The sequence below is a fragment of the Kocuria sp. PD6 genome, assembly GCF_031844145.1.
Taxonomy (GTDB): Bacteria; Actinomycetota; Actinomycetes; order Actinomycetales; family Micrococcaceae; genus Kocuria; species Kocuria marina.
Window position 1 is genome coordinate 1 of sequence record NZ_JAUZUS010000001.1, and the last position, 24,820, is coordinate 24,820.

Annotated in this window: 25 protein-coding genes and 1 pseudogene; 5 read left to right on the plus strand and 21 right to left on the minus strand. The window is 69.3% G+C overall.

Annotation, left to right across the window (positions count from 1 at the left end):
- Window positions 1–1,063 (plus strand): IS30 family transposase (locus Q9R22_RS00005; protein WP_311253924.1); only part of this gene is annotated, 1,063 nt, incomplete at its 5' end.
- A 7-nt stretch (window positions 1,064–1,070) separates the two neighbouring features.
- Window positions 1,071–1,361, plus strand: a pseudogene (locus Q9R22_RS00010) (integrase core domain-containing protein); the annotation flags it as partial.
- 42 nt (window positions 1,362–1,403) lie between these two features.
- Here the strand turns inward: Q9R22_RS00010 and Q9R22_RS00015 are convergent.
- The 9 genes from Q9R22_RS00015 to infC form a co-directional block, all read right to left on the minus strand.
- The gene (locus tag Q9R22_RS00015) at window positions 1,404–1,649 is read right to left on the minus strand and encodes a hypothetical protein (RefSeq protein WP_131333183.1); all 246 of its coding nucleotides are present in this window, start codon (window positions 1,647–1,649) and stop codon (window positions 1,404–1,406) included.
- Between the two features lie 224 nt (window positions 1,650–1,873).
- A complete protein-coding gene (locus tag Q9R22_RS00020; protein WP_131333184.1) occupies window positions 1,874–2,485 on the minus strand; it encodes a hypothetical protein in 612 nt (203 codons plus the stop codon).
- 31 nt (window positions 2,486–2,516) lie between these two features.
- Window positions 2,517–5,069, minus strand: a complete 2,553-nt coding sequence (pheT, locus tag Q9R22_RS00025; RefSeq protein ID WP_311253925.1) for a phenylalanine--tRNA ligase subunit beta — start codon at window positions 5,067–5,069, stop codon at window positions 2,517–2,519.
- Window positions 5,070–5,073: 4 nt separating this feature from the next.
- Complete coding sequence (gene pheS / locus Q9R22_RS00030; RefSeq protein WP_064845938.1) at window positions 5,074–6,132, minus strand: phenylalanine--tRNA ligase subunit alpha; 1,059 nt, start codon at window positions 6,130–6,132, stop codon at window positions 5,074–5,076.
- Between the two features lie 149 nt (window positions 6,133–6,281).
- Window positions 6,282–6,725: a (deoxy)nucleoside triphosphate pyrophosphohydrolase gene (locus tag Q9R22_RS00035; RefSeq protein ID WP_131333186.1), complete on the minus strand. Its 444-nt coding sequence runs from the start codon at window positions 6,723–6,725 to the stop codon at window positions 6,282–6,284.
- A gap of 48 nt (window positions 6,726–6,773) precedes the next feature.
- Window positions 6,774–7,730, minus strand: coding sequence for an RNA methyltransferase (locus tag Q9R22_RS00040; protein WP_242670441.1), 957 nt, complete (start codon window positions 7,728–7,730; stop codon window positions 6,774–6,776).
- An 8-nt stretch (window positions 7,731–7,738) separates the two neighbouring features.
- On the minus strand, window positions 7,739–8,125 hold the full coding sequence (gene rplT, locus Q9R22_RS00045) for a 50S ribosomal protein L20 (RefSeq protein ID WP_035963276.1): 387 nt from the start codon (window positions 8,123–8,125) through the stop codon (window positions 7,739–7,741).
- A gap of 92 nt (window positions 8,126–8,217) precedes the next feature.
- The gene (rpmI, locus tag Q9R22_RS00050; RefSeq protein WP_035963278.1) at window positions 8,218–8,415 is read right to left on the minus strand and encodes a 50S ribosomal protein L35; all 198 of its coding nucleotides are present in this window, start codon (window positions 8,413–8,415) and stop codon (window positions 8,218–8,220) included.
- 118 nt (window positions 8,416–8,533) lie between these two features.
- Window positions 8,534–9,484, minus strand: a complete 951-nt coding sequence (infC, locus tag Q9R22_RS00055) for a translation initiation factor IF-3 (protein ID WP_242670442.1) — start codon at window positions 9,482–9,484, stop codon at window positions 8,534–8,536.
- A gap of 362 nt (window positions 9,485–9,846) precedes the next feature.
- Between infC and Q9R22_RS00060 the strand changes: the two genes are divergently transcribed.
- Entirely contained in the window at window positions 9,847–10,317 is a 471-nt protein-coding gene (locus tag Q9R22_RS00060) for a DUF1844 domain-containing protein (protein ID WP_131333187.1), read from the plus strand.
- Window positions 10,318–10,433: 116 nt separating this feature from the next.
- On the opposite strand, the gene Q9R22_RS00065 is transcribed toward Q9R22_RS00060, so the two are convergent.
- The 7 genes from Q9R22_RS00065 to Q9R22_RS00095 all read right to left on the minus strand — a co-directional run bounded on the left by Q9R22_RS00065 (window position 10,434) and on the right by Q9R22_RS00095 (window position 15,569).
- Window positions 10,434–11,255, minus strand: a complete 822-nt coding sequence (locus Q9R22_RS00065) for an SseB family protein (RefSeq protein ID WP_131333962.1) — start codon at window positions 11,253–11,255, stop codon at window positions 10,434–10,436.
- 124 nt (window positions 11,256–11,379) lie between these two features.
- On the minus strand, window positions 11,380–12,129 hold the full coding sequence (gene priA / locus Q9R22_RS00070) for a bifunctional 1-(5-phosphoribosyl)-5-((5-phosphoribosylamino)methylideneamino)imidazole-4-carboxamide isomerase/phosphoribosylanthranilate isomerase PriA (protein ID WP_131333188.1): 750 nt from the start codon (window positions 12,127–12,129) through the stop codon (window positions 11,380–11,382).
- 108 nt (window positions 12,130–12,237) lie between these two features.
- Entirely contained in the window at window positions 12,238–12,399 is a 162-nt protein-coding gene (locus Q9R22_RS00075; RefSeq protein ID WP_165489804.1) for a hypothetical protein, read from the minus strand.
- Window positions 12,396–13,091, minus strand: a complete 696-nt coding sequence (hisH, locus tag Q9R22_RS00080) for an imidazole glycerol phosphate synthase subunit HisH (protein ID WP_085106727.1) — start codon at window positions 13,089–13,091, stop codon at window positions 12,396–12,398. The genes Q9R22_RS00075 and hisH overlap by 4 nt, the downstream gene beginning before the upstream one ends.
- 17 nt (window positions 13,092–13,108) lie before the next feature.
- Window positions 13,109–13,726, minus strand: a complete 618-nt coding sequence (gene hisB, locus Q9R22_RS00085) for an imidazoleglycerol-phosphate dehydratase HisB (protein WP_144932642.1) — start codon at window positions 13,724–13,726, stop codon at window positions 13,109–13,111.
- A gap of 156 nt (window positions 13,727–13,882) precedes the next feature.
- The gene (locus tag Q9R22_RS00090) at window positions 13,883–14,986 is read right to left on the minus strand and encodes a histidinol-phosphate transaminase (RefSeq protein ID WP_131333190.1); all 1,104 of its coding nucleotides are present in this window, start codon (window positions 14,984–14,986) and stop codon (window positions 13,883–13,885) included.
- Between the two features lie 151 nt (window positions 14,987–15,137).
- On the minus strand, window positions 15,138–15,569 hold the full coding sequence (locus Q9R22_RS00095; RefSeq protein WP_131333191.1) for a LysM peptidoglycan-binding domain-containing protein: 432 nt from the start codon (window positions 15,567–15,569) through the stop codon (window positions 15,138–15,140).
- 280 nt (window positions 15,570–15,849) lie between these two features.
- Between Q9R22_RS00095 and lexA the strand changes: the two genes are divergently transcribed.
- Complete coding sequence (lexA, locus tag Q9R22_RS00100; RefSeq protein WP_131333192.1) at window positions 15,850–16,623, plus strand: transcriptional repressor LexA; 774 nt, start codon at window positions 15,850–15,852, stop codon at window positions 16,621–16,623.
- A gap of 83 nt (window positions 16,624–16,706) precedes the next feature.
- Here the strand turns inward: lexA and Q9R22_RS00105 are convergent, their stop codons facing one another.
- Together Q9R22_RS00105 and hflX are read right to left on the minus strand one after the other, a co-directional pair.
- On the minus strand, window positions 16,707–18,761 hold the full coding sequence (locus tag Q9R22_RS00105) for an ATP-dependent DNA helicase (RefSeq protein WP_165489805.1): 2,055 nt from the start codon (window positions 18,759–18,761) through the stop codon (window positions 16,707–16,709).
- Entirely contained in the window at window positions 18,758–20,461 is a 1,704-nt protein-coding gene (hflX, locus tag Q9R22_RS00110) for a GTPase HflX (protein ID WP_131333193.1), read from the minus strand. Before hflX ends, Q9R22_RS00105 begins: the two co-directional genes overlap by 4 nt.
- A gap of 86 nt (window positions 20,462–20,547) precedes the next feature.
- Here hflX and Q9R22_RS00115 point away from each other — a divergent pair, with 86 nt between their 5' ends.
- On the plus strand, window positions 20,548–21,165 hold the full coding sequence (locus Q9R22_RS00115) for a class I SAM-dependent methyltransferase (protein ID WP_131333194.1): 618 nt from the start codon (window positions 20,548–20,550) through the stop codon (window positions 21,163–21,165).
- Window positions 21,166–21,372: 207 nt separating this feature from the next.
- Here the strand turns inward: Q9R22_RS00115 and dapF are convergent, their stop codons facing one another.
- The 3 genes from dapF to miaB are packed head-to-tail and all read right to left on the minus strand — an operon-like array spanning window position 21,373 to window position 24,764.
- Window positions 21,373–22,317: a diaminopimelate epimerase gene (gene dapF / locus Q9R22_RS00120; protein WP_242670443.1), complete on the minus strand. Its 945-nt coding sequence runs from the start codon at window positions 22,315–22,317 to the stop codon at window positions 21,373–21,375.
- Window positions 22,310–23,251 carry a tRNA (adenosine(37)-N6)-dimethylallyltransferase MiaA gene (miaA, locus tag Q9R22_RS00125; RefSeq protein ID WP_131333196.1) on the minus strand — a complete coding sequence of 314 codons (942 nt, stop codon included), beginning with the start codon at window positions 23,249–23,251 and terminating at the stop codon, window positions 22,310–22,312. Before miaA ends, dapF begins: the two co-directional genes overlap by 8 nt.
- Before the next feature lie 7 nt (window positions 23,252–23,258).
- Complete coding sequence (gene miaB, locus Q9R22_RS00130; protein ID WP_131333964.1) at window positions 23,259–24,764, minus strand: tRNA (N6-isopentenyl adenosine(37)-C2)-methylthiotransferase MiaB; 1,506 nt, start codon at window positions 24,762–24,764, stop codon at window positions 23,259–23,261.
- Window positions 24,765–24,820 lie beyond the last annotated feature (56 nt).

The window sequence follows — 24,820 nt, forward strand, 5'->3', positions numbered from 1 at the left end:
CCCGGGCACGATCAGCCGCAACGCCGCGCCTCGGGGCGGGACGCGGGAGTACCGGGCATCGGTGGCGCAATGGAAGGCCAACATGGCCGCCAAGCGTCCCACACAGGCGAAGCTCGTCACCAACCCGCGGCTGCGTGAGTATGTCAAGCAGCGCCTGTCGGGCAAGGCCTCTCGCCCGGACGGCACCGTGGTCGCTGGACCGCAGCCGCCGCGGTTCACGGGCCGCAACAAGCCCCATCGCAAGGACAGGGACTGGGTGCTGGGCTGGAGCCCGCAGCAGATCAGCAACCGGTTGAGGCTCGACTTCCCCGATGATGAATCCATGCGCATCAGTCACGAGGCGATCTACCAGTCACTGTTCATCGAAGCCAGAGGCGCTTTGAAAAAGGAACTCCTCTGGTGTCTGCGCACGGGCCGGGCGCTGCGGGTCCCTCGAGAACGATCCCGTCGCAAGACCCGGGCCCACCTCACCGAGGCAACGTTGATCAGCGACCGCCCCGCCGAAGCCGACGACCGCGCCGCCCCGGGACATTGGGAGGGCGAGCTGCTCATCGGGCTCGAGCGCTCTGCCATCGGGACCGTGGTGGAACGCACGACCCGGTTCACGATGCTGGTCCACCTGCCCCGCGAGGAGGGCTACCAGTTCAGGGCATCGATCAAGAACGGCCCGGCACTAGCAGGCCACGGCGCGATCACCATGAAGAACGCACCCGCGGACACGATGTCGACGCTGCCGAAACAGTTGGCACGCTCGGTGACCTGGGACCGCGGCAAGGAGATGTCGGCCCACGCCCTGTTCACGGTCGAGGCAGGGATCCCGGTCTACTTCGCCGATCCCGTCTCACCCTGGCAACGCGGCACGAACGAGAACACCAACGCACTACTGCGCCAGTACTTCCCCAAGGGCACCGACCTGTCCCGCTGGACGGCAGAAGACATCAACGCCGTCGCCCACGCCCTCAACAGCAGGCCCCGCAAGACCCTCGGCTGGAGAACCCCTGCTGAAGCCTTCAACGAGTACCTACAATCAACCCCACAAGCCGGTATTGCAACCACCGGTTGAACCCGGTGTCTACACCTCGAAGGCCTACGCCGCGCTGTGCCAGCAGTTCGGGGTCAGGCAGTCGATGGGCGCGATCGGCTCCAGTGCGGACAACGCCCTGGCCGAGTCGTTCAACGCCGCGCTCAAGCGCGAAGCGCTCGAAGGCCGGGCGGCGTTGCCTGACCAGGCCACGGCTTACCGGGTCGTGTTCCGGTGGGCGAACCGCTACAACAGGTGCCGACGGCATTGTGCGATCGGGAACATCACCCCGAACGTCTACGAAACCGCCGCCTGCGCTACGCTCACGGAAGCGGCATAACCGAAATGACACCGTGTCCACGATCCGGGGTCAAGGTCCGTGCTACGGGGTCGCGGTGGGCGGCTGATTGGCTGCAGCGTTGGTCACTGACGGATCGCTGTGCTCGGAGCTCCAACTGGCGAGGATGCGCGGCTTTTCCAGGTCGGTGTCGGTCCTGCCGGCGTAGACGAACAGGACTTGGTCGGGATCTCCGGGCAGAGTGAGGGCTTCGTAGGTGATGTCCAGGCGCCCGGCAAGGGGGTGATCGAACCGGGTCAGCAACCCGTCCAGCAAGGCATTGGAGGCCAACACCTCATCGCGGCGGCCCAACACGAAGGAGGGCTGGTCGTGCGGTCCCTCAAGCGGGCGCAACAACTCAGGACGTACCTGCTGACGGGGAGTGGGCGTGACGGAGCGTCGTCGCTGCGGGCGCAGCAGGTCGCGCAGATACTGGGTCTCCGCCGGGCTCAGCTGCAGTGCTTCAGCGATGGAGAGGATGACGCCCTCGGAAGCGCTGGTGAGCCGACCCTGCTCTAGGTACCTGCCCGCACCCCGCCGTGCACGCGGCGCGCACCCCAGGCCGTGAGGCCGATGCAGAACAGCGCGCCCATCCCGAGTGCCGCGGCGCGGACCCGCTGGCCGGTGACCATCGAGTCCGTCACCCCGCTGTCCCCGTAGGAGCCGGGCTCGCCCGTCTCCACGACCGTCAGGTGACCGTTCTGCTCCGCGAGCAGGGCGTCCACCTCCCGCGGGAAGTCGGAGTCCTGGACACCCGTCTGGGTGCCGCGGAACGTGATCTGGTTCCCCTCGGTCTTCTTGACGGGATCGTCGAGCCGGTTGTCGAACGGGTAGCGTTCGGTCAGCTCGTTCTTGGGCATGATGCCCGCGTAGATCCCGTTGTAGTCCTGGGTCACGAGGTCCTTGGTGAGCGTCTGGTACGTCCCGGAGACGACCATCGACTCCCCCGCCCACTCCTCCAGCCGGGAGGCCTTGTCGAAGGACAACGCCGAGGCCAACCCCAGCGCCAGGGTCACGACTGCCCCCAGCAGCACGATGAGGACGATCCACCATCCTCGGGCACCACCGGGTCGTGTCTCCTGGTCGTGCTCGTCGAAATCGATGAGTTCCTGGGTGTCGTGGCTCACGGTATGACTTCTCCTGGCTGGTGGGGGGTGATCAGCTTCGGATCTCAGCGCCGTGCTCCCTGTGGGCCGCATCCACCGCGTTCTCACGGGCCTGGGAGGCCTCGTCCGCGGTGAGGGTACGGTCCGCGGCCCGGAACCGCAGGGCGATCGCCACGGACTTCTTGCCCTCGGGGATGCCCTTGCCCGCATACACGTCGAAGACCTCGGCGGCTTCGAGCAACTCGCCCGCTCCCCGACGCACCGTGGTCAGCAGGTCCGCCGCGGGGACGCTCGCGTCCACCACGAGTGCGACATCCTGGGTGGCCGCGGGGTAGCCCGAGATCACCTGGGCGGTGACCGCCGAGGCCTCACGATCGAGCAGCGCGGACAGGTCGAGTTCCACGGCGCACGTGCGCTCGGGCAACCCCTGGGCCGCGACGAGCTTGGGGTGCAGCTCTCCCGCCATACCGATCACGGCGCCGTCCTGAGTGTTCAGCTGCGCGGTGCGCCCGGGGTGGAACGCGTGATGCGAGCCCTGGGTGACCCTCAGCTCCACGCCCACGCTGCGTGCGGCGAGCACGGCGACGTCGAGCGCGTCCTGCCAGTCCAGGGTGCGCGGCGCAACCCACGGGCCTGCAGCGGCGTCGTGCCCCGTGAGCACCGCGGCGAGCCTGCGCGGCTGGTCGGGGACGGCGGCGTCGAGCCGTTCGAGCTCCGGAGCGGCCGGGCGCACGCCGAGCGGCGGGATGGGCTGGGTGTCCGGGGTGTAGCCGTCCGCGAGGAACACGTGGCCCATCTCGTAGAGGGCCAGGTCCCGCAGTCCGCGCGAGTGGTTGCGCTTGAGCACCCCGAGCAGCCCGGGCAGGATGCTCACCCGCAGCAGGGACTGGGCCTCGCTGATGGGGTTCGCGAGCTTGATCGACGCCACGTGCTCACCGTCCGCGCTGCCCCACAGGTCGTTGTCCGTCTGGGACACGAACGGGTAGCTGAGCACCTCGGTGAGCCCGGCGGCCGCGAGCGTGTTGGCCACGCGGCGTCGTGCGGCCTGCGAGCGCGTGAAGCCGCGCCCGGGAGGCGCCACGGGGAGGCGATCGGGGATCTTGTCGTAGCCGTCCAGACGCGCGACCTCCTCGACGAGGTCCTCCTTCTCGAGCAGATCCGGGCGCCACGACGGCGGGACCACGGTCCAGCCGTCCGCGGTCTCCGTGACCTCGGCGCCGATGGCCACGAGGCTGCGCTCGACGACCTCTGGAGAGTAGTCCACTCCAACGCGCGCCGCAGGGTAGCCCGCGGGCAGCTCGATCGCGGCGGGGCGGTCCGTGTGGTCCACGTCCGTGACCCGCCCGGAGTCCGTGCCGCCGGCCAGCTCCACGAGGAGTTCGACGACGCGCTGCGCAGCAACCGGCGCGAGCTGCGGGTCCACGCCGCGCTCGTATCGCTTGGACGCCTCCGAGGGAAGCTTGTGTCGGCGGGCGGTGCGGGCGATCGAGACCTCGTCGAAGCGAGCGGCCTCCACGAGCACGCGCGTGGTGTTCTCCCCGACCTCGGTCGCGGCACCGCCCATGACGCCGGCGAGGCCCACGGGACCGGACTCGTCCGCGATCACGAGGTCCTCGGTGTTCAACTCACGGGACTTGTCGTCCAGCGTGGTCAGCTTCTCGCCGGCCAGCGCACGGCGCACGGTAATCCCGCCCTGCAGGGTGTCCGCGTCGTAGTTATGGATCGGCTGGCCGTACTCGAGCATCACGGAGTTGGAGATGTCCACGGGCAGGCTCAGGGAGCGGATCCCGGCCAGGCGCAACCGCGACACGAGCCACTGCGGGGACGGGATGGATGGATCCACGTTCTCCACGATGCGCACCGCGAAGCGGTTGCACCCGGCGCGGCCGTGGATCGGGGCGTCGTCGGACACGGTCACGGGGAACCCGTCCTCGGTGGACGCGGGCACCCGCGGCGCGAGCTCCGCCACGGGATCCGTGAACGGTGCGCGCACCGCGTGGCAGTACTCGCGGGCGATCCCGCGGATCGAGAACGCGTACCCGCGGTCCGGGGTCACGTTGACCTCCGCCGCCGAGTCGTAGAGACCCAGCAGCTCCAGGGCGTCGGAGCCGATCGCGGGGTCCAGCCCGATCCGAGACAGCACCAGGATGCCGTCGTGGTCGTCGCCAATGCCGAGCTCGCGCACGGAGGCGATCATGCCTGCCGAGATGTGGCCGTAGGTCTTGCGCGCGGAGATCCGGAAGTCACCCGGCAGCACCGCACCCGGAAGGGCGACGACCACCTTGTCACCCACCGAGAAGTTGTGGGCACCGCAAATGATTCCCTGGACGCCCGAGGGGTCGATGCCCTTGCCCGTCAGCGTCTGCTCATGGCCCTCCGGCACCACGCGCACGGAGCACCAGTTCACGGTCTTGCCGTTGGAGTGGGTCTCGGGCTCCATGGAGAGCACCTGGCCCACCACGATCGGACCGGAGAGGGAGTCGGAGGGGCGGTGGACGTCCTCCTCCTCAAGACCCACCTTCACGAGGGTGGCCAGGACGTCCTCCGCAGTGGCGTCCTCGGGAACGGGCGCGTACTCGCGCAGCCATGACAAAGGAACTCGCATTGCTCTAGATCTCCATCCCGAAGTGTTCGCTGAAACGGACGTCGCCCTCGACCATGTCGTGCATGTCCGGGACGTTGTTGCGGAACATCAGGGTCCGCTCGATGCCCATGCCGAACGCGAACCCCGAGTAGCGCTCGGGGTCGATCCCCGCGGCCCGCAGCACGTTGGGGTGCATCATGCCGCAGCCACCCCACTCAATCCACCGCGGTCCGCCCTTGGCGGTGGGGTGCCACACGTCCAGCTCCGCGGAGGGTTCGGTAAAGGGGAAGTAGTTGGGCCGCAACCGGATAGCGGCCTCCGGGCCGAACATGGTGCGCGCGAAGTGGGTGAGGGTGCCCTTGAGGTCCGCCATGGACAGCCCTTCGTCCACGGCGATGCCCTCCACCTGGTGGAACACGGGGGTGTGGGTCGCGTCCAGTTCATCCGTGCGGTAGGTCTTGCCCGGGCACACCACATACACCGGCAGCTCGCGCTCCAGCAGCGAGCGCATCTGCACCGGCGAGGTGTGGGTGCGCAGCACCAGGTGTGACGACGGCGGGTCCACGAAGAACGTGTCCTGCATCTGCCGCGCCGGATGGTCCGGCTTGAAATTCAGCGAGTCGAAGTTGAACCACTCGTGCTCGAGCTCCGGTCCCTCCGCGACCTCCCAGCCCATGCCCACGAAGATGTCCCCGATGTGGTCCATCAGGTTGGTCAGGGGGTGCCGTCCGCCCAGCCGACGACGCCGCGTGGCCGCCGTGACGTCCACCGCTTCCTCCACGAGGATGCGGGCATCCCTCTCCTCCTCGAGCACGGTGGCGCGTGCCGCGAGCGCCTTGTTCACGCGTCCGCGGGCCTGCCCCACCAGCTTGCCCGCGGTGGCCTTGGCGGCCTTGTCCAGCCCACCGATCGCACGGTTGGCCAGCGCCAGCGGGGATTTCTCCCCCGTGTGGGCCAGGCGAACGGTCTTCAGCTCGGAGAGGTCGGCGGCGGCCTCGATCTCACGCAGTGCGTGCTCGAGGGCGGCCGTCACCCCGGCCTCGTCGGTGGGGTCCACCGCGGCGGACGGTGTGGTCTCGGACATGGTTTCTCGCGTTCCTACTGGCGGACGGTGTTCTCACGAGCTCGCTCCCCCGGTGGGTGAGCCGCTTTTCGTGCAAATGCCCGCAGCGTGGCCGGTGCGGGCAGGGTCAGTCTAGTGGAGGACCCATGGCGTCCGCTGACCCGGCGGGGTCATGGGGCGAGCTGTCCCAGCAATGCCCGCACGATCGGAAGGTCCGCCGGGATCCACGGCAAGGCCAGTACGGCGTCGGGGTCGCTCGACGGAACCCACCGCACGGCCAGGTGATCGGTGCCCACCACGGGTGTATCCACAGTGGTTCCGGTCCACACGCGCATCGCGGCCATCTCGGACAGTGGCCATCCCTGAGCATGAGGGCCTGAGATTTCAGCCAGAAGCTCCACCCGCACCGACAGCTCCTCCGCGCATTCGCGCACGAGTGCGTCCTCGGCGCTCTCCCCCGGTTCCTGCTTGCCGCCCGGGAACTCCCACAGCCCGCGCAACGTCTCGGGGTAGGCGCGCTGGGCGGCCAGGAACGCGGTGGGGTGATGTGCGTCGTCGAGCAGGGCCACCCCGACCACCTGGGTCCGGAAGCGCGCGGGGAGATCGGAAGTCATGGTGTTCAGTGTGTCATCGACAATTCGGACAGCGCGGAGAGAGAAGCGTCAGCGATCGAAAATCCGGCGCTGGGCTTGCGCCGATGCATACAGACACACGGTCGCAGCGGTGGCCACGTTGAGCGATTCGGCGGCCCCGTACAGCGGCACCGCCACAGACAGATCCGCGGCCGCGACCTCCGCTTCCGACAGTCCCTGCGCCTCATTACCGAACAGCCACGCGGTGGGCTGCTCGAGGGAATACGCCACGTCCCCCGAAGAAATGCCCGCGGCGCGCAGCACCGCGGCGTCGGCCAGCTCGGAGACCGTCATGGAGGCATAACCATCCGCGGCGAGCACGCCCATGCCGTGCTCACGAGCCGCCGCGACGACCTCGGCGAGTTCCATGCCCGTGAACACCGGGACGTGGAACAGCGACCCCGCAGAGGAACGCACGGATTTCGGGTTGAACGGGTCCACGGTGCCGGGAGTGCACAGCACGGCATCTGCGCCGGCGGCGTCCGCGGTACGGATCACGGTGCCGGCGTTACCCGGGTCCTGCACCCGGACCAGCATGCCCACCAGGCGTGCGGCACCGAGGGCGCGAGCGGCGTCGTCAGAGGAGCCCGACGCCTCAGACGCGTCCAAAGCAGAGGAAGGGAAGCGGCACACCGCCAGCATCCCCTGCGGCGTGACCGCATCGGTCATGGCCGCGAGTACCTCCGGGGTAACCGCCCGGACGAACGCGTCACCGCGGTCGGCGACCGCCGTGAGGTCCGAGGCGATCCCCGGATGCCGGTCGAGCTCCTGCAGGGTCACGTACACGGCATCGAGCCGCGGCAGCCCGGGAGCGGGAGAATCCGCGAGCGCGAGACGGACCGCCTCGCGCACGTTCTGCGGGCCCTCGGCGCGGAACAATCCGTGCTTGGAACGCATCGAGCGCCTGGTCAACGCGGCCACGTCCTTGACCCGATCGGCTCGGGGGTTGGACAGCAACCGGTCCTCCAGGCGCTCGACGAACGTCACAGCGGCACTCAGGCGGCGGTGCGGGGCGCGGAGGTGTCCTCCGGCAGGGCGTCCTTGGCCACGCGGACCAGGGTCGCGAACGCGTTCTCGTCGCTCACGGCCAGCTCGGCCAGCATGCGACGGTCCACCTCGACCTCAGCGGCCTTCAGGCCCTGGATGAAGCGGTTGTAGGTCAGACCGTTCGCGCGGGCGGCGGCGTTGATGCGCTGGATCCACAGCCGACGGAAGTCGCCCTTCTTCTTGCGACGGTCGTTGTAGGAGTAGGTGTACGAGTGGAGCATCTGCTCCTTGGCCTTGCGGTACAACCGGGACCGCTGACCGCGGTAGCCCGAGGCCTTCTCCAGAACTTCACGACGCTTCTTGTGGGCATTGACCGCCCGCTTCACACGTGCCACGTGCGTACTCCTAACGATTCGGTTCCGACCCCTGCCGGAACATGACTACCCGCCGCGCAAACGCGGCGCTGACGAAATGGAAGAGGAAGGGCCTACTTGGCCAGCATCCGCTTGATGGCCTTGGCCTCACCCGGGGTGGAGACGATCTGGTCGCCCGCGAGACGGCGGGTCAGACGCGAGGACTTGTGTTCCAGGTAGTGGCGGCGGTTGGCCTGCTGGCGCTTGACCTTGCCCGAACCGGTGAGCTTGAAACGCTTCTTGGCACCGCTGTGGGTCTTCATCTTCGGCATGGTGGCCGTCTCCTTTTACATCGACCGGTGGGGCACACCGGTGGGTCGCGACACACGGCCGCGACCACGCTGGTGTCGGGCGATCACACGCCCAACGCTGTCAATTCCTGTGCCGCGGTTACTTCTTGGCGGGCCCGGGCTTGAACGCCCCGGGTTTCGGTGCCGCGGGCTTGGCCGCCGCGCTCGGCTTCGCGGGTGCGGGCTTCGCACCCGGCTTCGCGCTTCCAGCGGGCTTGGGGCTCGCTGCGGGCTTGGGAGACGACGCCGATGCGGTACCCGCCTGCGCCGCCGCCGGCTTGGCCGCTGCGACCTTGGCGTCCGCGGTGGCCTGCTGTGCAGAAGCCTCGGGCTGCGCCGGAGCCTGAGTGGCTTCGGTACCGGACGCCGGCGCCACGGTCTCCTGGACCTTGTCCTCCGCCGCGATGGGAGCGCTCTGCGAGCTCTCCGCCTGCACGGTGGCCGCCTGACGCAGTTCCGCCGGGAACGCATCCCCGATGGACTGGGTCACGGACTCGGCATTAGAGGTGTCCACCCGCTGCTTGCGCTGGTTCTCGGACTGCGACGTCTCCCGCTGCTTCTGCTTGCGGGCCTCAGCGCGAGCCTCCGCCTTGTTCTTGAGCGGACCGATGACCATGACCATGTTGCGACCGTCCACGCGGGGCGCGGTCTCCACGACACCGACCTCGGCGACGTCTTCCGCGAGCCGCTCGAGCAGGCGCACACCCATCGCGGGGCGCTGCTGCTCACGACCGCGGAACTGGATCATGGCCTTGACCTTGTCCCCCGCGGAGAGGAAACGCTTGGCGTGACCCACCTTGGTCTCGTAGTCGTGCGTGTCGATCTTCAACCGGAAACGCACTTCCTTGAGCACCGTGTTGGCCTGGTTCTTGCGCGCCTCACGAGCCTTGACCGCAGCTTCGTACTTGTACTTGCCGAAGTCCATGAGCTTGGCCACGGGGGGCTTGGCGTTGGGTGCGACCTCGACCAGATCGAGATCCGATTCTCGGGCCAGCCGCAGCGCGTCCTGCACGCGAACGATGCCGACCTGCTCGCCGCCAGGTCCGACCAAGCGGACTTCCGGGACACGGATTCTGTCATTGATACGTGGATCGCTAATGCCAAGCTCCTGAGTTCGTGGGTTTCCCCGTGGTTGGGTCCTGGACCACAACGAAAAACCTCCGCTGCGGCACGCGCGAGCGGAGGTGAGAACCACACAGAGACCAAGACGACACGACCGTCATGAAAACGGCGTGGTCGTTCGGTCACGAACCCGGGCACCTGGTGCCGAGTGATCGCGTCACTCGGCGGGCGGCGGCGGGTGGGAGTCATCTCCGCTTGCACACTGTCCACCAATATAACGCATGCGGGGGCGTCGGGGCCAGTCGAGGGACGGCCCCACGCCGGGCGAGGTCGCTGTTCTACAGTGGTCCCATGTCCGAGCAGCCGCGCTCCGAGCGCTTCGAATTCACCGACACCGCATCGTCCCAGGGTCCCGCTCACGCTCACGACGCCGCCCACGACCACGGCGCCTCCGATCCCGGTGCACTGCCCGACGAGACCCTCGCCGAGGTGAACAACCAGATGCGTGACATCGCCGAGGTCCCCGCGGTCGAGGTCATCACGACCGCCGCGGTCCATCTAATGAGCGCCGCCGCCGTGAAGTGCGGCCTGGCCGCGGAGGAGAACGCCGAGGAACTCAAGGACCTGGACGAGGCGCGCAAGCTCATCATCGCTCTCGCGGGTCTGATCACCGCTGCCGCCCCCGAAATCGGCTCCCAGCACGCCGGCCCGTTGCGCGACGGCCTCAAGTCCCTCCAGCTCGCGTTCCGCGAGGCCTCCCCGTTCCCCGACGCCCCCGGCGCGGGACCCGGCGAGAAGTTCACGGGCCCGGTCTACGGCTGAGCGTCAGTCCCGTTGAAGCCCTTTTAAGGAACGCGACGCGCAACCGGTGGTCGTGCGCCGCGTTCCTCTTGGTGACGTCAGACGGCGACGTCACGCTGTGATCTCATGCAGTGACCTCACGCAGTGAGCCGGACCTCGATCGAATCCACCGCCTCCGCCATGACGGGCTGGGCCGCGAGCTGCTGTTGGTAATGCCCCACTACTGCCTGTACCTCGTCGGCGGACAGCCCCACCCGCAGCTGCAGGGTGACCGTGAGCTCCGGGCCCTCGCCCCCACCGCGTAACGCGGCGCCGTCGGACCGCGCGGCATTCACACCGCGACCCGGGCCGGCGAGCGCCGCCACGATCTCCGAGCGCCCGAGTGCCGCGCGCGTGACGGCGTCGTCCACCGCGACGTCCCGGTACGACGGCGTCCACTCATGTCCCTGCGCCACGGCCCACAGGGCGGGGCGCCGGACCACGAAGGCCGGATCCGCCCCCGGATCCACGACAAGCAGCGCGGAGCCGTCTTGCACCGCGGACAGCGCGGCGCGGCGGATGTCCGCGGCGACCGGTCGGGCCCGGGCGTTCCATGCGGTCAGTGCACTGGTGGACGTGAACACCGGCAGGGCCTTGCGGCCGTCGGCGGCCTGCAAGCTCACGAGGGCCATGTCCGCTTCCTTGTCGGAGACCAGGCCGTCCTCGGTGATGTGAGACTGGGACACCTGCGCCACGATGGGCACGAACACCCGGATCCCGGCGAGCGCGGCCACGACCTCCTCCTCGCCCACTGTCCCCGCGCGCCATGCGTCAAGTGCGCAGGCGACATTCGGATCCGCGGTGCCGGGGTCGTCGGGAAACTGGTGGGTGTGGCTCGTACCCTCCCCCAAATTGCGACCCTCCCACGACTGACCGCCGGTGTCTGTGGGGCCACCGGCCGAGCGCAGCTGGGCGGCGATGTGCGCGGGAAGGGCGCGAGCGCCGTCGGCCCCGGAAACGCGTGCGCTGGGTCCGGAAACGTCGTGGTCACCGCGCCCGGAGGGCGGGTGCGCTTCGCGTCCGGGCCCGCGATCCGCGCGGTGCTCAGGCACTCGGGCGACCGGCGACGTCCAGGGCCTGCGCAAGCGTGAACTTGCCGGCGTAGAGCGCCTTGCCCACGATCGCGCCCTCGATGCCGGCGGGGACGAGCTCGCGCAGCGCGGCGAGGTCCTCGAGAGACGAAATTCCGCCCGAGGCCACCACGGGCTTGTCCGTGCGGCGGGCGACCTCGGCCAGCAGCTCGGTGTTGGGCCCGCGCAGCGTGCCGTCCTTGGTCACGTCGGTGACCACGTACCGCGCGCAGCCGTCGGCCTCGAGGCGCTCCAGCACCTCCCACAGGTCGCCGCCGTCCTTGGTCCAGCCGCGCGCGGCGAGCGTGGTGCCGCGCACGTCCAGACCCACGGCGATCCTGTCCCCGTGCTCGGCGATCACGCGATGCGTCCACTCGGGGTTCTCGAGCGCCGCTGTGCCCAGGTTAATGCGCGCGGGGTCCAGGGTCAGGACGCGCTCGAGGGATTCGTCGTCCCGGATCCCGCCGGACATCTCGATCCTGAGGTCGAGGTTCGCGGCCACGCGGCGCAGGACCTCGATGTTGTCACCGCGACCGAAAGCGGCGTCGAGGTCCACGAGGTGCAACCATTCGGCGCCCGCTTCCTGCCACGCGAGGGCGGCCTCGAGCGGATCGCCGTAGCCGGTCTCGGAGCCGGCCTCCCCCTGGACCAGGCGCACGGCCTGTCCGCCTTGCACGTCCACCGCGGGCAGCAGTTCCAAACGGCGTTCGGTGGTCTCGGTCATGTCTCTCCTCACGTGGCGCCTGCGGGCGCCGTGGTGGTCCGGTGGTTGATTGGATTGTCGCGGTGTGGCGCGCGCCCCGTACCCGTTGACGACGGCACTACGCCCGGTTCACACGCTCGTGAACCACGAGTAGCCCCCGTAGCCGATCAACACGAGGGCCACAAACGCGAGCAACACCACGCTCCACAGCGGCTTGCGCTGCTGATGGAAGGAGATCGCCCCGCCCACGAAGAACGCCCCCGCCACGAGCAGCAGCACCGATGCGGTCATGCCGGGACCCCCGAACCCGGTGCGGGGATGCGCCCGGCCATGCGTCCGGTGCGCGGCAGCGTGGACAGCCAGTTGCGCAGCAGGGCGATCCCCGCCGCGGAGGACTTCTCGGGGTGGAACTGCGTGGCGCTCAACGGACCGTTCTCCACGGCGGCAACGAAGGGCGCCCCGTGCTCGGACCAGGTGACGCCCGGGGGCACCATGTGCTCGATGCTCTGGTCGAATTCCCACTCCCGCACCCCGTAGGAGTGCACAAAGTAGAACCGCTCGTCCTCAATGCCGCGGAACAGTACCGAGCCCTCCGGCGGGCGCACTTCATTCCAGCCCATGTGCGGGACCACCGGAGCGTCGAGGCGTTCCACGGTCCCGGGCCACTGTGCCAGTCCCTCGGACTCGTGACCGTGTTCCACGCCGCGGTCGAACATGACCTGTAGGCCCACGCAGATCCCCAGCACCGGACGGCCACCGCTCAACCGGCGATCGATGAGCCGCGGGGCGTCCACCGCGCGCAATCCCTCCATGACGGCCGCGAAGGCTCCCACGCCCGGGACCACGAGACCGTCCGCGTCCATGACGTCGCGCGGATCGGCGCTCAGCACCACCCGCGCGCCGGCCTCCTCGAGGGCGCGCACGGCAGATCGCACATTGCCCGCGCCGTAGTCCAGGACGACAACGCTCGGCGCCTCCGTCATGTTCTGCTCCGCCCCGCTCACAGGGCGCCCTTGGTGGACGGGACCACGCCGGCCATGCGGGCGTCGGGCTCCACGGCTTCGCGCAACGCCCGCGCAAGCGCCTTGAACTGGGCCTCGGCAATGTGGTGCGGATCGCGGCCGCGGATCACCTCCACGTGCAGGCACAACTGGGCGTGGTAGGCCAGGGACTCGAAGACGTGGCGGGTCATCGACCCGGTGAAGTGACCACCGATCAAGTGGTATTGCTGGCCCTCCGGTTCACCCGTGTGCACCACGTAGGGCCGCCCGGACACGTCCACCACGGCGGACGCGAGTGCCTCGTCGAGCGGCACGGTGGCCTGCCCGAAACGGCGGATCCCCCGCTTGTCCCCGAGTCCTTGGCGCAGCGCATCACCCAGGACGATCGCTGTGTCCTCGACCGTGTGGTGGACGTCGATGTCCGTGTCCCCGTGGGCCTGGATGTCCAGGTCGATCAGGGAGTGCTTGGACAGTGCCGTGAGCATGTGGTTGTAGAACGGCACCGTGGTCTCGATCGAGGACGTACCCGTCCCGTCCAGGTCCAGGCTCACGCGCACGGTGGATTCACTGGTCACGCGTTCCACCGTGGCGGTGCGGTGGTTCTCGACTGCGCTCATGAAAGACGACATCTCCTCGGGGACGGCGCCCGGCGACGGCTCGGCGGGCGGGTCCAGTCTAGATGGCTGGGGTGGGACCATGGGGCCGCGGCTAGACCGGTCCCACGGTTCGAGACGAGCCGGGCCGGCTCAGAATCTTGGCCCGGACGGTCCGGCTCAGGACCGGGCGAGGTAGGACTCCACGGCCTCGAGGAACGCGGTGGTCTCCGCTTCCGTCCCGGCGGTGACCCGTAGGTGGCCGGGGATCCCCACGTCCCGCACGAGGACGCCCTGGTCGAGCAGACCCTGCCACATGGCGTGGGCGTCCCCGCCGCACTCGAAGAACACGAAGTTGGAATCGGATTCGGCGGGGGTCAGGCCCAGTCGCTTGAGCTCGTCCACGATCCGGTCGCGCTGCAGTTTGATGTCCTCGACCGTGCCGAGCAGTGTCTCGTGGTGTTCGAGTGCGGCCAGTGCGGTCGCCTGGGTCACCGAGGACAGGTGGTACGGCAAGCGCACGAGGCGGATAGCGTCCGCGACGGAGCGGTCCGCGGCGAAGTACCCGAGCCGTGCACCCGCTAACGCGAACGCCTTGCTCATGGTGCGCGTGACGATGAGCCGGGGACGGCCGGGAAGCAGGGTTAGCGCCGAGGGGGTTCCGAAGCGCGCGAACTCGGCGTAGGCCTCGTCCACGACGACGATGGTGTTGCGGTCCTCCCCCGCCTCGTACACGGCCTCGACGACATCCAGTTCGAGCGCGGTCCCGGTGGGGTTGTTGGGCGAGCACAGGAACACGATGTTCGGGGCGTGCTCGCCCACCTGGCGTGCCGCCGACTCCGCGGACAGGGAGAAGTCCGCAGCGCGCTCCCCCGCGATGAACCGCGTTCCGGTCCCGAGGGCGAGCAACGGGTACATCGAGTACGTGGGGACGAAGCTCAACACGGAGCGCTCCGGCCCACCGAAGGCCTGCAGGATCTGCTGCAGGATCTCGTTGGACCCGTTGGCGGCCCACAGATTGTCCTCGGTCAGCTCGTGACCCAGATAGGACGCTAGGGCGGTCCGCAGATTGGTGAAGTCCCGGTCCGGGTAGCGGTTCAGGGACGCCGCGGCATCGGTGGCGCGCCGCGTGATGGCCCGAACCACGGGCTCGGGAACCGGATGGGTGTTCTCGTTGGTGTTCAGTGCGACACGGACTTCCAGCTGGGGAGCACCGTAGGGAGACAAGCCCCGCAGGTCGTCGCGCAGCGGAAGGGCTTCGAGGGAATCATCACGAGAATTCACCAGACCAGTCTATGGACTCGGCGCATATCCGGTCACACGACGTCTCACGGTGTGTCGATTCCCGGACCAGTCGTGACACCGCCCGGAGCTTGTCGGCGCACCAGGAGTCGCTCACTTGGCACCGACGGATCACGTCACCGACGGGTCACCGTCAGCGGGACGGGACCTCCAGGACCTGACCCGTGTGCAGGGTGGAGGACGTCAGACCGTTGAGCTCGGCGATGTCGTTCATGACCTCGCGGGTGTCCCGCTGCGGGTCCGCCACGGCGGCGATCTCCCACAGGGTCTGGTCCGCCTGCACCGTGACTCCGTGGGTCACGGGCGCCCCCGCCGGTTCCGTGGATGCCTTGACCGTGGGCGGCAGCAGGAAGACGGCGGCGACCACCAACAGGGCCGCCGCTCCCGTGACGAAGGGCAGTCCGATCAGGAAGAACCGGCCGCGGCGGGTGAGCTGCAGCGGCGAGCGAGCGGCGCGCGGGGCGGCCTGGACGGACGCGGCGCGGGCCGACGTACGAGCGCGCACGGCGGCGGAGGACGCAGCCGTGGCGGAACGAACGGATCGCGACAAGGTGAGAGCGGTCATGGCTACCTCCTGGTGATCTGACCGGATCCACCCGAAGGTGGCGGTGTTCGAACGCGGAGCGTATTTAGAACACATTTTCGAATCTCTACCAACAGTTCTAGCACGGGTGTACGAATGCTGTCGAGGACCTTTTCGAACACATATTTGAACCCGGGGACGCGCGCGGGTTAAGCTCGAGGTCACACAGGAGTTAGTTGACCCCGCGTCTCCGACACGCATAAGCGGCCTCCGCGGCCCACCGCAGGGTGTGCACAGCGTGGACGGTGAAAGGACCCCGCACGTGAGCACTTCTTCCCCGAATCAGCAGGCGTCCGACCGACGCTCGCGCACGCTCACCCCTCGACAAGCACGGATCCTCGGTGCCGTGCAGCGCTGCATCACCACGCGCGGCTACCCGCCGTCCATGCGTGAGATCGGTGACACCGTGGGTCTGGCGTCCCTGTCCAGCGTGACCCATCAGCTCGGCCAGCTCGAGAAGTGGGGCTACCTGCGCCGGGATCCGCGCCGACCCCGCGCCATGGAGGTCCTGCGCCCGTTGAGCGCGGAGGAACTCGACCGCCACCTGGGGCCGGCCGACGAGCCCGCGGGTTCCGTGGAGTCCTTGGCGACCCGCGCATCGGGCGCCGGGTCCCCCGCGGTGCACACCATGGGCGACCTGCCCGCCGCGGACGACGACGACGCCATGGTCCCCGTACCGCTCGTGGGGCGCATCGCCGCCGGTGGCCCCATCACCGCCGAACAATCGGTCGAGGAGGTCTACTCCCTGCCACGGCAGTTCGTGGGTCACGGCCAGTTGTTCATGCTCAAGGTCTCCGGGGACTCCATGATCGACGCTGCCATCTGCGACGGCGACTGGGTCGTGGTGCGCCAACAGAACTCCGCGCAGAACGGGGACGTCGTGGCTGCCCTGCTGGACGACGAAGCGACCGTCAAGACCTTCCGCCAGCGCGACGGCCACACGTGGCTGCTGCCCCAGAACACCCGCTACGAACCCATCCTGGGTGATCACGCGACCGTGATGGGAAAGGTCGTCTCGGTCTTCCGCTCCCTGTAGCTCGCCCTCCGAACGGTTCCGGGAACCGCGCGTCGCGTCACGCGGGACGGCACCACGGACGTGAGCACAGCGAGGTCGAACGCTCAGGAGCGCGCCAATCGCTCTAACGCCCCGAGAACGGTCGAGCGGTCCGTGGTGGGCCACAGCGGCGGGAGGGACTGGGCCAGGAAGGGCCCGTAGCGCGCCGTGGCGAGCCGCGAGTCCAGCACGGCGACGACGCCCTTGTCCCCGCTCGCACGGATCAGTCGGCCGGCGCCCTGCGCCAGGCGCACCGCGGCGTGGGTGGCCGAGACCGACATGAACCCGTTGCCGCCTGCCCGTTCGGCCGCGCGTGTGCGCGCGGTGCCCAGGGGATCGTCCGGGCGCGGGAACGGGATCCGGTCGATCACGACCAGTCGGCACGATTGCCCCGGCACGTCCACTCCCTGCCACAGGCTCATGGTTCCGAACAGGCTCGCTGAGGGATCGTCGGTGAACTCTTTGACCAGGGACGGCAGGGAGGCGTCCCCCTGGCACAGGATGGGCAGCTCTGTACGATCGCGCAGCGCCTCCGCCGCGTCCTCCGCGGCCCGGCGGGACGAGAACAGACCGAGCGCGCCGCCGCCCGAGGCCTCGAGCAGCCCGAGCAGTTCCTCGAGTTGCTCCTCCGAGACGCCACGGCCGGGTTTCGCGAGGTGCTTGGCCACGTAGAGGATGCCCTGGCGGCGGTAGTCGAAGGGGCTGCCCACGTCCACGCCCCGCCACGCGGGGGACCCCGGGCCCTGCAGGCCGAGAGCCCCGGCCGTGGACGAGAACGATGACCCCACGGCCAGGGTCGCCGAGGTCAGCACGACCGTGCGCCCGTCGAACAACCCCTCCCGCAGGGGCCCCGCGACGCTGAGCGGCGCGATGTTCAGGGTCGCCGGTTCGCCTTCGGACGCTCCCACGTATCCCTCGGTGGGCGACCAGCGACCCACGCGGGAGATCCACAGGACGTCATGGGCGGTGTCCGCCGACAGCATGCGCTCGGCGGTGTCCAGCAGCTCGGACAATCGTGAGCGGGCCGCGTGACGTGCCGCGTCCTCGCCCTTGGAATCGCCCTTGGTGTCACTGAGCCCCGTGCGCGCGGCGTCCTGAACGCCACCGACCGCGTAGACCTGCTCCTCGGTGAAGCCTCGTGGCAACAGTCCGGACGGGTCGGGGTCGAAGGCGAGATCGAAGGCCTGCGCGGCCTTCTCGAGTGCATCGCTCGACGCCGCGGTGTGCTTGCGCACGGCCGTGGCCGCCGCTCGTACCGCGGCGGCGGACAGCGACGCGGTCACGGCACCCGTGACCCGGTCCCGCAGCTCATGGGCCTCGTCAACGATCACGACGTCGTGCTCGGGCAGGACCGCAAGCCCCTCGAACGCGTTGATCGCGAGCAGCGCGTGGTTGGTGATCACCACGTCCGCCTCGCCGGCCTCGGCCCGGGCGCGCTCGGCGAAGCACTCCTCCACGAGGGGGCACTTGCGCCCCAGGCACTCCTTGGCGGTCACGGAGACCTGCCGCCACGCGGCGTCCGTGACACCCGGCTGGACGTCGTCCCGGGCCCCGGTCTCGGTGGTCTCGACCCATTCCCGCAACCGCAGCACCTGCTGGGCCAAGCCACCGAGGGGGCGATCCGCGCCCCCTGCGGCGGGTCCCGAACCGGGGACGTCGAACAGGGCGCCGTCGTCGTCCGGGTAGCCGCCCTCGACCTTGTGCAGGCACGCGTAGTTGGAGCGGCCCTTGAGCAGCGCGACGACGGGGCGGTCGTCCAGTTCGTCCTCGAGCGCGTCGAGCAAGCGGGGGACGTCCCGGCCCGTGATCTGGGACTGCAGGGCCAGCGTGGCCGTGGCCACGACCACGGGCTTGTCCGCGGTGCGGGCGTGGCGCAGGGCCGGGACGAGGTACGCGAGTGACTTACCCGTTCCTGTCCCGGCCTGAACCAACAGATGCCGGCCGGTCTCGAGGGCCTCGGCGACCTTGGCCGCCATGAACCGCTGTCCCTCCCGGCGCTGCCCGCCCAACGCGGTCACGGCGGAGTCGAGGAGCTCGAGCGTGTCCACCGCGCCGGGCAGCGTTTCGGGGCGGACGTCCGAAAGGTCGTGCCCCGCTTCGTCGACGAACGATGCGCTCATGCTCCGGCGGGATCCCCCGCGGTGGGCGCGGCAGCCGGGCTCCCAGGCTCCGCCACGCGGTAGGGCTCGAGTTCACCCACGAGTTCCTCGCGAACGCGCACACGCAACCGCGTACCCTCGGGAGTGTGTTCCGTGCGCAGGATCTCGGCGTCCTGGGCGTGCAGCCGGGAGACCACCTCGCCGTGAATGTAGGGCACGAGCAGTTCCATGTCGTGGTCTGGGCGCGGAATGGCGGAGGAGATCAACCGCTGCAATTCCTCGATGCCCTCTCCGGTGCGCGCCGACACGGCCACCGACGGGTGCTCGTGATTGCGCAAACGACCCAGCACCACGGGATCCGCGATGTCGGCCTTGTTCAGGGCCACGATCTCCGGGATGTCATTGGCGCCCACGTCCGTGAGGACGTCCCGCACGGCCTTGAGCTGACCCTCCGGATCCGGGTGGGAGGCATCCACCACGTGCACGATGACGTCTGCGTCCGCGACCTCTTCCAGGGTGGAGCGGAACGCCTCGACCAACTGGGTGGGCAGCGAGCGCACGAAGCCCACGGTGTCCGCGAGCGTGTAGCCGATCCCGTCCGGGGTCTCGGCCTTGCGCACCGTGGGATCCAGCGTGGCGAACAGCGCGTTCTCCACGAGGACCCCGGCATCCGTCAACCGGTTGAGCAGGGACGACTTACCCGCGTTGGTGTACCCCGCGATCGCTACCGAGGGCACGGAATGACGCTTGCGGTTGAGTCGCTTGGTCTCACGCGCCGGCTTCATGGCCGCGATCTCCCGACGCAACTTGGCCATGCGCTGGCGGATCCGGCGCCGGTCCAGTTCGATCTTGGTCTCACCGGGACCACGGCTACCGATACCCTCACCGGAGGCCGCACGGCCACCGGCCTGCCGGGACAGCGACTCACCCCAACCACGCAGACGCGGGAGCATGTACTCGAGCTGCGCCAGCTCCACCTGCGCCTTGCCCTCCTTGGACTTGGCGTGCTGGGCGAAGATGTCCAGGATGAGGCCCGTGCGGTCGATGACCTTGACCTTCACGACGTCCTCGAGAGCACGACGCTGCGACGGCGCGAGCTCGGCATCCACGATGACGGTGTCCGCACCGGTCGCGGCCACCACGTCCTTGAGTTCCAGGGCCTTGCCCGAGCCGAGGTACGTGCCGGGGTCCGGGGTCGCGCGCCGCTGCAGCAGACCGTCCATGACCTCGGAACCGGCGGTCTCAGCGAGCGCCGCGAGCTCACGCAGCGAGTTCTCCGCATCGGCCAGGGTCCCGCTCGAGAACAGACCCGCCAGGACGACGCGCTCGAGCCGCAGCTGCCGGTACTCGACCTCGGTGACGTCCTCGAGCTCGGTGGACAGTCCGGCGACACGGCGCAGCGCGTGACGTTCGGCGAGGTCCTGCTGATCGCCGTCGGATTCGACGTGGACGTGGTCCTCGTCCGCGAGCTCACGGGCGCGGCCCAGGTGATCGTGTCCGCCGCCCGCTGCGTACGAGGCGGCGTGGTCGCGGGCGCCGTGGACGCCCCGTTCATCGTCGAAGACGTCCTGACCGGCGTCGTGTACGTGGGTGGGTTCGGAGCGTGCGCGCGCACGGGCCAGGACACGCGAGACGACGTCCTCCAGTTCCGGTCCGGTCAGTTCCGCGGAGTGTCCGGGCTGCTTCGGAGCGGGATTCTGGTGCTGGTGAGATTGCGTCATATTTCCTTGATCTATGGCTGGAGACGGTTGACCAAGTCTAGCGCCGGGCACTGACATGACGGGCGGGGGCACTAGCATGTGGAGCCATGGCCCCCGAGAATCCCGCGCAGCATTACTTCGTGTCCGACCCGTCCGTCGCGGAGAAACCGCGGCGGATCACCGTGGAGCTGCGGGGCCGCACCGTGGACGTGGGGACGGCCGCGGGGGTCTTCTCCCCCTCGGACCTGGACAAGGGAACCGCCGCGCTGCTGCGCAACGTGCCCGATCCGCACGGGCGGAACCTGCTCGACATCGGGTGCGGGTGGGGGCCGATCACCCTGGCCCTCGCGCTCGCTGCACCGAGTGCCACGGTCACCGCGGTGGACGTCAACGAACGCAGCCTGCGGCTGACTGCGGCGAACGCGCGGGAGCTGGGTCTCACGGGCGTGGAGACCCATCTACCCGAGGACGTACCCTCGGATCGTACGTTCGACACCATGTGGTCCAACCCGCCGATCCGCGTGGGGAAGCAGGAACTGCACGACATCCTCATGATGTGGCTCCCCCGCCTCGCGCCCGGTGGTACGGCGTGGCTCGTGGTACAGAAGAACCTGGGTGGGGACTCACTGCAGCGCTGGCTCGCGGCCACCCTGGGTGAGGGGTATTGCGTGGACCGGGCCGCAACCGACAAGGGCTTCCGCGTCATCACCGTCCAGCGCGCCTGAGGCGCGCGGAGGCACGCATGCCGGGGCGGGAACCGGGGTCGCGTGTACGGCGTTGGAACCTATACCCCCGGGCGTTGGGTCGGAAACAGGAGCCAGGGGTGCCGCTCCGGGAGCCGGCGCGCAGCGTCGTCGTCGGACGATGCATGCAACAGGGCCGCGCGGCGAGGCCCTCCCGACTCAGCCCACCGCGGCACGAACGCGACCGACTCAGACGAGCTCGGCGGTGGCCACCACGCGCACCGGACCCGCGAGGACGACATGCTCGGTGCCGTCCGGGGCGGGCACGAACGTCACGGACAGCACGCCCCCGGGGACACGCACGAACCAGCGGTCCGGGGAGTCGGGACCGCCCCAGAAACGGGTGGCCGCCGCGGCCGCGCACGCGCCCGTGCCGCACGAGTACGTCTCGCCGACACCCCGTTCATGCACGCGCATCTCGAGGCGACCGAACTCGGAATCGCCATCGTCCGAGGGCACCACGAACTCCACGTTGGTCCCCTCGGGAGGGGTGGGTTCCACGACGGGCGCGGTGTGTAGGTCCAGCCCGTCCAACTTCTCGCCCTCGGACAGGGCCACGACCGTGTGGGGATTGCCCATGCTGATGGACACCCCCGGGCGCGGGACCGTGAGGCCCTCCGCATTCACGAGGCAATCCGAACCGCGCTCGCGCGCGGCGTCCCCATCCTCGAAGCTCCACGGACCCATGTCCACGGCGTAGCCGTCGGACGTACGCGCCACGGTGCGCATCCCCGCGCGCGTGCCGATGCGCAGTTGGGAACCGCGCGGAAGGCTCACGAGCCCCTCGCGCACGAGGTGGTCCACGAACACCCGCACCCCGTTACCGCACATCTGCGCCACGGAACCGTCCCCGTTGCGGTAGTCCATGAACCACTCGACGTCCGGGTGCGCTTCGGCGAGCTCGCCGGCATCGGCCACGTGCTCGGTGCGCACGGCGCGGATCAGGCCGTCACCGCCCAGCCCGAGGTGTCGGTCGCACACCGCCGCGACCGTGTCCGGTGAGACGTCCAGGGTGCCGTCCCGGTCCGTGAAGACCACGAAGTCGTTTCCCGTGCCGTGCGCCTTGGTCACGCGCACGCCCGCCAGTTCCTGCCAGTTCACGCTGCCTACCGTCCCCTCGGTCGTGTCAGTCATCGCCGCCATCATACTGAGCCCGGACGACGTCCATTGCCCGTTCCGGCAGCGCGGACGGTCCCGCGGGATCGTCCGCCCGCAACCAGTGCACGCGAGGATCCGCCCGGAACCACGTGCGCTGGCGCTTCACGAACCTGCGGGTGGCGGTCACGGTCTCGTCCCGGGCGCGCTCGAGCGTACTCGTGCCGTCGAGCACCGCGAGCAACTGGGGGTACCCCAGGGCCTTCCCGGCGGTGGGGCTCTCGCGCAGCCCCCGGGCCGCGAGCGCTCGTACTTCGTCCAGCCACCCCCGCTCGAGCATGGTGTCCACGCGGCGGGCCACCCGCTCGTTGAGCACGTCCCGCTCCATGGCGAGACCGATCTGCACCGTGGGCCGCACGTACCGGCGCTCGGGCATGAACGATGTGAAGGGCCGTCCGGTCAGCCGATGCACCTCGATCGCCCGGACCAGTCTGCGGTCGTCCTTGACCGTGGCCGCCGATTCGGGATCCACGTCCGCGAGCCGCTGCAGCATGTGGGGATGCCCGTGCTCGTGCAGCTCGGCTTCGACCCGCGCTCGCAGCTGCGGATCGGTTCCGGGGAATTCGATGTGGTCGAGCACCGCGCGCACGTACAGTCCCGAGCCGCCCACGAGGACGGGCACGTTGCCGCGTTCCTCGATCTCGGCGATGACGGTGCGAGCGCGAGTCTGGAACGCGGCGACCGACGCTTCCTCGTGCAGGTCCAAGATGTCGAGCAGGTGGTGCGGCACTCCCCCGCGTTCCTCCGGGGGCAGCTTGGCGGTCCCGATGTCCATGCCCCGGTAGAACTGCAGGGCGTCCGCGTTGACGATCTCCCCGCCCACGCGCTGGGCGATCGCGATCCCGAGGTCCGACTTCCCGGTCCCCGTGGGCCCCACGACCGCCACGACCGGGCGTTGCGTCCCCCGGGTCATACCGCGCTCAGGGCTTCCGCAGCGACGGCATGCCCAGCCCCACGGCGGCGGGTTTGCCCGAGGACGACGGCGCACCACACGATTCCGCCTGAGCGGCCTCCCACGCGTCCCCGCCGCGGGAGCGCCGCACGCTGTACTCGTTCGCGTCCCGCGGGTCCGCGAGCAGGTGGTACGTGGCGGCCCCGGTCACCGGAACCGTGACGAAATCACCCGGGCGCGGTTGTGCGGCTCCGTCCGGGACACTGAAGTGCACGAGCCGCTGATCCGGGCCCCGCCCGCTCAGTCGGTGCGTGGCTTCGGACTTCCGCCCCGATTGGGCGCTCACGAGCACCTCCGTGCGCGTGCCCACGAGCTCGCGGTTCAACTCCGCGCTGATCCGGTCCTGCAGGGCGGTCAACCGTTCGAAGCGTTCCTGCACCACGGGGGCGGGGACCTGGTTCGCCATCTCCCCGGCGGGAGTGCCCGGGCGCACCGAATACTGGAAGGTGAACGCGGAGGAGAACCGGGAGGCCTCCACGACGTCCAGGGTGTCCTGGAAGTCCTGCTCGGTCTCCCCTGGGAAGCCCACGATGATGTCGGTGGTGATCGCGGCGTGCGGGATCCGCTCACGCACCCGGTCCAGGATGCCCAGGAACTTCTTGGAACGGTACGAGCGCCGCATGTCCTTGAGGATCCGGTCCGAACCGGACTGCAGCGGCATGTGCAACTGAGGCATCACGTTGGGGGTTTCCGCCATGGCATCGATCACGTCGTCCGTGAAGGCCGCGGGGTGCGGACTCGTGAAGCGCACCCGCTCCAACCCCTGGATGTCCCCGCAGGCGCGCAGCAGTTTGGCGAACGCACCGCGGTCACCGAACTCCACGCCGTACGAGTTCACGTTCTGCCCCAGCAGGGTCACTTCCACCGCACCGGAGTCCACGAGCGCCTGGACCTCGGCGAGGATGTCCCCGGGACGGCGGTCCTTCTCCTTGCCGCGCAGCTGGGGGACGATGCAGAACGTGCACGTGTTGTTGCACCCCACCGAGATGGACACCCACCCCGCATATGCCTGTTCCCGCTTGGTCGGCAGTGCCGACGGGAACGTCTCGAGGGCTTCCAGGATTTCCACCTGGGCCTGCTCGTTGTGCCGGGCGCGTTCCAGCAGGACCGGCAGGGACCCGATGTTGTGGGTCCCGAAGACCACGTCCACCCACGGGGCCTTATCGACGATGGTGGCGCGGTCCTTCTGGGCGAGGCAGCCGCCCACCGCGATCTGCAACCGTTCGTTGCGCCGCTTGACGGGGGCCAGCTGACCCAGCTGGCCGTACAGCTTGTTGTCCGCGTTCTCCCGGACGGCACACGTGTTGAACACGACCAGGTCCGGATCACGGTTCACCGCGGGAACGTATCCGGCGCTCTCGAGCAGTCCCGTGATGCGCTCGGAGTCGTGGGCGTTCATCTGGCATCCGAGAGTGCGCACCTCGTAGGCGGGTGCATCGGTGGCGATCACGGGTTCCTGCACGGCATGGGGCATCTGAGTCACCTCACCATTTTAGGGACGGGGTCAAATCGCCGGATCTCGGCCGTCCA